The sequence below is a fragment of the Segatella sinensis genome, assembly GCF_040095255.1.
Lineage (GTDB): Bacteria > Bacteroidota > Bacteroidia > Bacteroidales > Bacteroidaceae > Prevotella > Prevotella sinensis.
Genome location: NZ_JBBNGE010000077.1, coordinates 1 through 10,077 on the forward strand (window position 1 = coordinate 1; position 10,077 = coordinate 10,077).

10 protein-coding genes are annotated in these 10,077 nt (G+C 36.4%); all 10 read left to right on the top strand.

Annotated features, from left to right (window positions below; all coding sequences use genetic code 11):
- The first annotated feature begins 91 nt into the window (after positions 1-91).
- Positions 92-1,531: a TIR domain-containing protein gene (locus AAAT87_RS14200; protein WP_349226773.1), complete on the top strand. Its 1,440-nt coding sequence runs from the start codon at positions 92-94 to the stop codon at positions 1,529-1,531.
- Positions 1,528-3,765: a toll/interleukin-1 receptor domain-containing protein gene (locus tag AAAT87_RS14205; protein WP_349226774.1), complete on the top strand. Its 2,238-nt coding sequence runs from the start codon at positions 1,528-1,530 to the stop codon at positions 3,763-3,765. Before AAAT87_RS14200 ends, AAAT87_RS14205 begins: the two co-directional genes overlap by 4 nt.
- A 52-nt stretch (positions 3,766-3,817) precedes the next feature.
- Positions 3,818-5,545, top strand: coding sequence for a hypothetical protein (locus tag AAAT87_RS14210; protein ID WP_349226775.1), 1,728 nt, complete (start codon positions 3,818-3,820; stop codon positions 5,543-5,545).
- Between the two features lie 4 nt (positions 5,546-5,549).
- Positions 5,550-6,212, top strand: a complete 663-nt coding sequence (locus tag AAAT87_RS14215; protein ID WP_349226776.1) for a toll/interleukin-1 receptor domain-containing protein — start codon at positions 5,550-5,552, stop codon at positions 6,210-6,212.
- Positions 6,213-6,242: 30 nt separating this feature from the next.
- Complete coding sequence (locus AAAT87_RS14220) at positions 6,243-7,190, top strand: TIR domain-containing protein (protein ID WP_349226777.1); 948 nt, start codon at positions 6,243-6,245, stop codon at positions 7,188-7,190.
- A gap of 77 nt (positions 7,191-7,267) precedes the next feature.
- Positions 7,268-7,561 carry a RyR domain-containing protein gene (locus tag AAAT87_RS14225; RefSeq protein ID WP_349226778.1) on the top strand — a complete coding sequence of 98 codons (294 nt, stop codon included), beginning with the start codon at positions 7,268-7,270 and terminating at the stop codon, positions 7,559-7,561.
- 155 nt (positions 7,562-7,716) lie between these two features.
- Positions 7,717-8,178, top strand: coding sequence for a DUF697 domain-containing protein (locus tag AAAT87_RS14230; protein ID WP_349226779.1), 462 nt, complete (start codon positions 7,717-7,719; stop codon positions 8,176-8,178).
- Positions 8,179-8,209: 31 nt separating this feature from the next.
- Entirely contained in the window at positions 8,210-8,665 is a 456-nt protein-coding gene (locus tag AAAT87_RS14235; RefSeq protein ID WP_349226780.1) for a hypothetical protein, read from the top strand.
- Between the two features lie 209 nt (positions 8,666-8,874).
- Entirely contained in the window at positions 8,875-9,558 is a 684-nt protein-coding gene (locus AAAT87_RS14240; RefSeq protein ID WP_349226781.1) for a PP2C family protein-serine/threonine phosphatase, read from the top strand.
- A 46-nt stretch (positions 9,559-9,604) separates the two neighbouring features.
- On the top strand, positions 9,605-10,077 hold a 473-nt coding region (locus AAAT87_RS14245), incomplete at its 3' end, for an ADP-ribosylglycohydrolase family protein (RefSeq protein WP_349226782.1).

A 10,077-nucleotide genomic window follows, 5' to 3' on the forward strand; every position in this document is an offset into this window, starting at 1 on the left:
AGTAACACTTTAAATATCAAAGCTTTGGAATTATATTGTAATATCAGAAAGTGGAACATAGAACTGGACACCCTAATAAATAATCACTATTATGGATAAAGGAATTTGGGTATTTCTATCTCACTCAAACAAAGACTATGAAAAAGTGCGTCAAGTTAGGAATATACTTGAACAGCAGGGGTATAGACCTTTGATGTTTTTCTTGAATTGTCTAAATGATGACAATGAAATAGATGGACTAATCAAACGTGAAATAGATTCGCGCGAAAAGTTTATATTATGTGATAGCAAGAATGCTCAAAATTCAAAATGGGTTCAAGAGGAGGTCAATTATATCAAGATAAAAAATCGACTATGGGAGAAAATAAATATTGATTCTTCAATTGAAGATATAATGAAATCATTGTCTAGATTTCAGTCGAGAAATACAATATATATAAATGGAACATCAGACGATACAGAATTAAAAGAATTAATAGCTAAATTTTTCCGTGCAAAAGATTACGACGTAATCAATAAGCAGAGTTATGAAGAGAATGATTTTTCTTCACAAGGGTATTTTATAAATATATATTCTGCAAATATTTTATTAAAAAATAATACTCCTAGATTTGTATTGAATTATAATACGTTTTTACATTCAAATCGATCGAAAGAGGAAACCATTATAGTCAATATCTTTATTGACGCACGTGAAGAATTGCTTAGAGAATATTATAAGGATCCTGGTGTTGACAAATATGAAGGGTTTGTATGGCATAATAATAAAATTATAGATATTGACTATTCTGAAAAGAATAAGGAGGATTTACCTACACTCATCTATAATTTTATTCGGGAAATAGATATTAGTATAAATAATATTTTCAACTATGCTGAAGGTTGTAAAAGAAATATTGATGAATTTAAAATATTAAAAAAATGTATAGAATTAGAGTGTGTTGACATAGAGCCAGACAAATTGAAAGCGTTTGGTTTTTCGTTCGAAAACGAAAATGAGTATATCATATATGATACACTAAGCATAATACGTTCTACTGCTATGTTTGAGTTAGCATGCAACTATTTTATAGGTAAAACTGTAAAAAAATCATACAACAAAGCAATAGACCTATTCTATTCAGCATCTATATTAGGTATGAAGATTGCTCAAAAAGTATTGTATGAGCTTGGCCCTTCTTTGTTACCAATGCAAACAATAGATAAAATAAAAAAAAATGCTTTTAAGTCTGCTGATGGTTTTCCAGAATATCTACTTGCTAAAAGTATAGAATACAAGCAGGTCTTTGGGGATGATAAAGATGCTGTATTTCTTTTGTATGAATACTCTGTAAAAAAAGGCTGTATGTTTGGATATGAGGAAATCAATGGCTTGTATGCAATGCCACAAGACACTAATATAAATCAAAAGTTAGATAAAAGTTGTAATACTTGTTGGCATGAACATTACCTTATGGAGTATCCTAATAGAATATATTGGGAGAAACTCTTAGAATATATTGTTAAACAAAGTAAGTACAAACAACAATGAGGATATTTCTTAGCTATGGGCACGATTCAAATGCTCCTTTGATAGAAAAGATATACGAATATTTGACAAATGGTTGTGATGGTTCACCAAAGCACGATGTGTGGATTGACAAATCAGAGATTAAGGAGGGAGAAGATTGGAGATGTCGTATTTCTGAAGGTATTAGGCAAAGTGATGTGGTTTTGGCAGGTCTATCCAAATACTCTACAAGGAATCCAGGAGTTTGTAGAGATGAGATAAGTATTTCCGTTGGCGTAATGGGTGGAAATATCAAAACTATTTTGCTTGAGCCTACTGATATTGTAGCTGTGCCTGCTATGCTTTCCCATATACAATGGCTTGACATGAGCGATTGGAAAAGGCATATTGATGAAGGATTTAATGGCAAGTATTTTCAGAGGAAATTTAAAGAGCTTGCCAGAATGATAAATACTCCAGAAAACGAAAAGTTTAATGGTGACATCAATAGGCTTAGAGAGAAGCTGATTCCCATATCACCAATCATGCGAATAAAAAGTCTAACACAAAAACGAATGTATGGACGACAATGGCTTTATAAGAAAATTGAAGAATGGGATAAAATTGATGAACAAAGAATATTTTGGATTGTAGGGGGACCAGGTTTCGGGAAAAGCACTTTTGCAGCAAACCTTCAACAAACATTTAATGCTAAAATTCCAGCAATTCAGTTTGTTGAATGGGGAAAACCAGCTCACAGTGACCCATGTGCAATACTTAGAAATATTGCTTTTCAATTAGCCGTAAGATATCATGATTATCTACATCGCTTGTTAGATTTACCTCAATTAGATAATCTAACAAAAATGAATGAGCATGAACTCTTTGATGTCTTATTTTGCGAAAGCATGGGATTAATGATTGATGGTGGTCATGAAAATATCTGGATTCTTATCGATGCGTTAGATGAAGCTAATGACGCAAATGGTAACATGATTGCTTTAACAATATCAAGGCATATAGATAGATTACCTCGGTGGATGAAATTTATCCTTACTAGCCGTGATGATATAAAAGTTAGATTGCCATTACAAAAATTCAAGCCACAAGTTTTTGATTTAGAACATTCAGTTGAAATGAATAATTTCTGTGATATAAAAGAATTTGTGACAAGTGAATTATCAGAATTACAACTAACAGAATTACAAAGCGAAAGTATTGCAAGAAAAAGCGAAGGAGTATTTTTGTATGCCAAACTTTTAGTTGAGGATATAAAAGCAGGAATTTATTCTGTTGATAAATTGAAGGAAATGCCCACTGGTATAGGCTCATACTATTACAATCTGTTTTCCAGAATTTATCTAAATTGCATGAACTTTTATGACGAATATGTAGCAAAGGTTTTGGAAATACTCGTCTCATCTTCAAAAGTAATGAACAAATCATTAGTAAAAGAATGTGCATGTATTGAATCTGACAGGATTTTTAATAAAATACTGAATAGCTTTCAGCATATTATCAAATGTGAGAATGATGAATTAAAATTTTTCCACCATTCTGTACGGGAATGGCTAATAGATCCGGAAAAATCAGGCAACTATTACATATCTCCAAAAGATGGAATGAATAGAATTTGCAATCGTTTTGTTCATTGGTTAAATAGTGATGATACCACTTTGGATAGTGTTTGGCAAGAGTATCATTATGGTTTTGAGGATTGTGTAAATAATAACACAACATTGCCAAACCATTTTTCTGTAACTCACCTAAATACAATTTTTAATATGCTTTGTCCCATTGGATGTTCTGCATTTGGAACAATTGTTCAATATTTTAAAGACAATATAGGTCATATGGGACTTTTCTTAGACCGAATATTGAATCAGAAATCCAATGAATTATTTGTGGAAAATCTTTTTAATGGAATGTTTGAATCCGTTAAAGACCTGTACATCAAAATAGGTATCGTTTCTCCAAAGACAAGATTTTTCGAATGGCCTGAGACTGATGAAATTAGGCCAAATGGTAGCAATGTATATGAAGCCATTAGAATGTCTGCATATTTTTGCGCTATTGTTGAGTGTGCACTCATTCATAGAGAACAACGATCTAACATAGAAGAAAAAATAATTAAATCTGTACAGATTTTAGCTTTTTATAATAGAAGATTAGGAGAAATCCTGTTAAATATTATCCCATCACTTAGTGACATGGCAGATTTCACAGCACATGAAATGGAAGAACAAATAGCTAAAATAAAAAAATCTCAATATTGAAGAGACATTGAATAAACTAAAACTTGTATAAACAACTACAATATAGGATAATATGGAACAAATAAGAATACAATACTTTTCTTGTTCACCCTACCATGTCGGTGAAGAGAAATTTGCAAGTAAGACGCAAGAGTTGAAAACAATGGTCTATAAGTTACTGAAAGACTTACAGAATGAAATTAACGTAAATTTTGTATTTGAAGAGAAATTAGCTTATGGATTAAAAGGAGAAAACTCCTCTCCTTTCCAACTTGTAAAAGCTGCGTTAAACAATGACATTGTCATAGTCGATGGTTCATTGGAAGAAGACGAATTTAAAAAGCTTAATCTCGACTTTGGTGCAAACTACGAATGCATAACTCCTGCAGTTATGTCCCTTGACAATGTGTTGATATTAAGTAGAACACAGATTCCGTTAAATTTTACTCCATTACGTTCAAATGTAAAACGAATGGGAAAATACGAAGATGAAGTTAATGAGGATAATAAAGGGAAAAAGGGTTATCAACTCGAATATTCCAACAAACAGATTGTGTTATGGCTTAAGAAAGAATTGATAGCTATGAATAATTCAGATCGTTTGGTGAGAGATATAAAACTCCAGTTGAACATAGAAAATTACAAAGAGGAAATTGATGAACTCATTAGAAAACAGAAGGAAATATTTGAAGAGAATACAAAATTTATAGAAAGCACAAGAAAAAAAGAAGGAATAGTAAAATGTTTCATCAGTTATCGTGGTTGCTACTATAACAGAAAAAAATATGATGGAAAATATGACATTCCTAAAGTTGTTGAGGAAATAAAAGCATTCCATAATGGAAATGCAGACATTACAGTACTACCAGAGGGGTGCTTGTCTAATGAACTCATGCCAGAGGTGCGTCGATGGGCTTTTGTAAGTTATATTGATAGGCTTATAACGGAATGTGATGAGTTTTGGATTTTTGAAACAAAACACAAGGAAGGAGAATCGCAAGAATTTGGCTATTGGGATTCTTGGTGGTGTATGGGAGAAATTCTAACCATCCTTCGTAACAAGAATGAAGTACTTAGTGGAAAACTGAAAGTTATGAAATTTGACCCAGATGCGAAAGATGGTGAAAATATAAGTCAAGTAGACATTTCTACATGGCATAGTATAACTTCTGAGGAAAACAAAGAACTTGCAAGATATTATGCTAATAGTGACTTTTTGGAAGCTGGATATGAATCGGTTGCTCAGATGAGAGCAATGCGACGTTGGCCCCGTTTCTTGAGAAATATGAAATTTAAGTTAATGATGAAATATATTGGCTCTACATATTCCAATTCATTCGAAGATGCTGACTTTGAAAACGAATATAAATTTGATGATTTTGAAAGCAGTGTATTCTCTCACGTTTATGACAAATCATTTATGGAGAATCGAATATTGACATGTGGCAGTTGCACAAGTTTAGGAGCGACAGAAGAAAATGTTAGAAAAAAGAATTTCATATGGAAATTCCTTAATATAAATGATGAATATACAGAAAGAGTAGATGGACTTTCCACTCCTGAAGGCACCATAATTTTGACTCCAAAAATGTTTGAGTACATAGTAAAAGATGAAAAAAAGAGATTCAATAACTTTATCAAAGCAGGAGGAGCTATAAAATGCTCAAAAGGACACCTATCCTTGTTGTATAGGACTACTGACAAATTCTACATTTGGTGGACACCAAGAAATGGAAAACGGACGGGACCAAATAATGTTATAATTGAAACCATACCAGTATATTCATCGTTAAATGTATAATATTATGAATGAATTATCATGGCAATGGGTTGTATTATTGTTAGGAGTTCTTGGTATTATCTGCTATTTTGCAAAATCAACACTGGAAATGTTTCTCTTTAGACCTAAGGTAAATAATAACCCGCAAGGACCATTGATGGGCCCACCACAACCTGGTATAGAAGAAAAAGCAATGCAAGATTATAAGAAACGAACACAATCTTTGCAAGACAATAATATAATAGAAGACATGAATAAATGTATACATTGGGATATAACCCAAAAAGATTTTTATTTCATCAGTTATTCAAGTAAAAATGTCAGGCAAGCAGAAACATTGAAACGGTTGCTTCAACATAATAATGTTCATGTTTGGATAGCACCAGATTGTATTCCACAAGGACGTGAATACTCTAAGGTTATCCCTACCGCATTGAAATATGCAAAATTTTTTGCTCTTCTCTTAACACCTGATTCTGCAAAATCTGATTGGCTAAGAAGAGAGCTAGATAATGCGATAAACAACAAAAATATCAAGATAAATGTCGTACTTTCTGATGGATTTACTATATCTGATATAAGGAGCGATAACGAATTGATGTTCTTGTTAAATAGAGTTCAGGTCAAATATGAATATTCTGAATTAGTACAGTCAAGCGAGATGTTACATTCTTTTATCTCTGAATAAATTTAAATTTCCTATTTCATTAGTCTATATATGCCTACAAAACCTTACGACATTTTCATAAGCTACCGCCGTAACGGCGGTTACGAGACAGCACGACATATATATGATCTACTTAAGCGAGACGGATATTCCGTCAGTTTTGACCAGGACAATCTTATGAATGGCAACTTCGATAAGGCACTGCTGAAGCGCATTGCCGAGTGTAAGAACTTTATCTTGATATGCGATGCCGACGTGTTCAGCAGGACTATCAAGGAACAAGGTGACAAGGAACATGACTGGCTCTTTGTGGAACTTGCTGAGGCTCTAAAACTCGACAAGAATGTTATTCCTATTATGTTGCATGGTTTCACAGAGTTTCCCGAAGGACTGCCCGATGAGATAAAGGATGTAAGATACAAAAACGGTCCACAATATGATACAGCATACTTTGATGCCTTCTACGAGCGACTGAAGCAATTCTTCGTAGAGGCTTCGGCCGATGACAATATCGTTATCAAGGAAACATCGGAAAAAATGAAAATAAGCCTACTATTGGAACACGGTTGGCATTGCTACAACCAAGGCAAATATAACAAAGCAATGGATTACTTCCTTGAAGCTGCCGACATGGGGTCGGCAAATGCCATTAATGCCATAGCTCTGTATTACTTCGAAGGACATGGATATGAACGCAATCTACAGAAAGCTGCACAATGGTTCCGTTATGCTGCTGAAATGGGGTATGCCAGTGCCCAACGTAACCTTGCCGATTGTCTTCTGAAAGGCTTGGGAGTGACACCCAATAAGCAAGAAGCTTTTGCATGGTATATGCGAGGAGCTGAAAAGGGCAATAGTAAGTCGCAATATATGGTGGGCGAATGTTATGCCAACGGATGGGGCGTGGAAATCGACCAAATCAAGGCCCAAGAATGGTATGAAAAAGCTTCATGTCAAGGATATGAACCTGCAATAGGAAAGTTGGAAACGAAAGAGTGAAAACCTTCTTTCCTGATGATAGGTTTGCCATCAACTTCTTCTCTATCCATATATAAACCAATAAATCATCGCAAGCAATGAAGAAAAACAATTACACACCACATCCTATCGATACGAAGGACGTGGCTCTGCCGAAGGAATTAAACGCTTTGGCAGAGGACATAGCCAAGAATGTGCATGAGGTATGGTCGGCAGGACGTATGAAAGATGGTTGGACGTATGGAGAAGAGCGCAACGATGCCGAGAAAAAACATCCATGCCTTGTGCCTTATGAAGAGTTATCAGAGGAAGAAAAGGAATACGACCGCAATACGTCTATTGAAACCATTAAACTCATTTTGAAATTGGGTTTCAAGATTTCAAGGGACTGACGTTGATAAGGCTATTACGACAATAGCGAGATTTGGGAATAAAGAAAACCAAGTCTCGTTTTTTTTATTTTTGTTTGATAGGTTTTGATGCTTTACAACATCACTATTATAAAACGATTAGAAGTTGCGCTCGACACGAATAAGGGTACTAAGATATGGCAAAGTCAGTATATGTATGCGATCAAGATGCAGATGTAGCTATCAAGACAATGATGGCTGCTGTGGTTGGAACAGCTGTAATTCCTGCTCACGTGAATTGGGCTTTGACAGCTTCTGCAATGGGTGCAGGTGCTGTTGCAATAGGAAAGTGCTATGGCGTGCAGTTAACAAAAGATGAAGGTTGGAAGTTCGTCAAGCAGTTTGTACTCAGTGCAGGCATGTGGTTTCTTTCAATGAATGTCGGTTCAAAGATGTTGTCAATGCTTATGGAGTCAACTGGATTTGGCTATGCCGTTGGTGCAGCTCTTGATGCTGCGACATCTGCTGCATTTGCCTGGGCTATCGGTTCAACGGCAAAGGCATATTTCAGAAACGAGTATCTCGGTAAATCAAAGCTTACGAAAGAAGAGCTTGGCGAGATTTTCCGCAAGGCATTCAGAGACCAAAAGGACAAGTAGGTAAAAGTAAAACTATAAAAACGAATACGCTATGTTTGAATTCTTTGAAAGATTAGGCGACCTGTTCTCTAATGGAGAAGGTAGCCACTACGATACAGGTGGACATGAGAGTGTGGTTGATGGATTTGATGGTTCTACGCTTGATCTATCCCAATATAGTCCTGATGATATAGAGGATGCTGTGCGAAACGCATTGGGAACAGGCGATGGTTTGCACGATACCAGTCACGGATATGACATCTCGTTTGGTGCGGCACCAGATGTGGATGCACGCAATCTGGCAAAATCGGCATTGATAACGCAGCTCAACACCAATCATATCTACACAACAAATCTATGTACAGACAACTTGTGGGGAGGACTGGATTCCTATTCGGGAGACAAGGTGTATGATGCCATCAACGAAGCTCGCGATCATGGACGAATCAGCGACTCTGTATACAAGGATTTGATTAAGCTACTGAAGAAAGCATGTCACACACAGTAATCTATATATATTATGAGTAGGATTTATGATATGATAAAAGGGCTGCTACCCAAGAAAGCTTCAGCCAATAGTGGTAATTCTGATGAACAGCCCCAACGTTCAGAAGAAGAATTGGAGACGATATGCGAAAGCAAATCGTTGCTTCAAAAAACGCAAGACAGTATTAGGGAAATATGGCTGCTATGCATGGAACCATTTATGTGAAGACAATGGAAATCAAATATGCGACAATCAGCAAGACTGGTCGGAGAAGCAATAATGAAGATTGCTTTAACGTCCTGGAAATGCCAGAGCACAATCGCTTCATGGGCATAGTATGTGACGGCATGGGAAGTCATTCCTTTGGCGAGGTGGCAAGTGAGGCAGTCTGCGATGCCATTTCAAAATACTGGCAAGATAATACAGACACTCCTGACAGTGACAAAAAAGTTGTTGTGGCTTGCAAAAAGGCTTGTAATGCCATCAACCAGAAATCCTATGACCTCAGCCATGCAGAGATGGGTACTACGATGGTCATGGTCAGCATTGAAGGTGACAAGGCAACAATAGCCCATGTGGGTGACAGCCGTTGCTACCTGCAAAGGCAAGGTGAGGGATTGCTTTACCAGACCGAAGATCATGTGCGTATCGACTTCGGATGGGAAGTGGTGTCACGCTGTTTCTTCACCTATCGCCCGGAAGTCGCTGTTCCCGACATCAGGCAGTTCACCATTCAGAAAGGAGACAAAATGTTACTCTGTTCTGATGGCTTGTACAAGAGCATGGCTCCCAACATCCTGCAAGCAAGGATGTTGGACGATAAGCCATTGGAAGGTATACTCGAAGCATTCGACCTTCTCTGTCAAAAGCAAGGTGATGACAATTATACGGCAATATTGATGGAATGTGTCTGAGTTTAGGGAAAAATTACAAATAGAATAACATAAAAGATTTATAACTATGGACAGAACAAGCTTTATAGATATGGATAGAAACAAACAATTAGATAAGATACGCGGTTCTCTTATAGGAGGAGCTGTTGGCGATGCGCTCGGCTATCCTGTGGAGTTCATAAACTCGTACATGGGTATACAGAAAAGGTATGGCGAGAATGGCATCACAAGACTGGACACTACTCAGTGGTGGTTGCCAGATGAAGAAAATTGCGGCAAGGCATGGATTTCTGACGACACTCAGATGACGCTGTTCACAGCTTGTGGTTTGTTAAATGCAAAAGCGCAGGGTGCAGCTCCCAAGTATGCTATTTGTGAGGCATATTTTGAATGGTATTACACGCAAATTGGTAAGAGATCTGGTCGTCATAAGGATTGCTGGATTGGCGATGTGCCTGAACTTAACAATCGTCGTGCTCCAGGCCAAACATGTATTACTGCCTTGCAGGATATTCTTAGAGGTAAAGACCCATACAACAA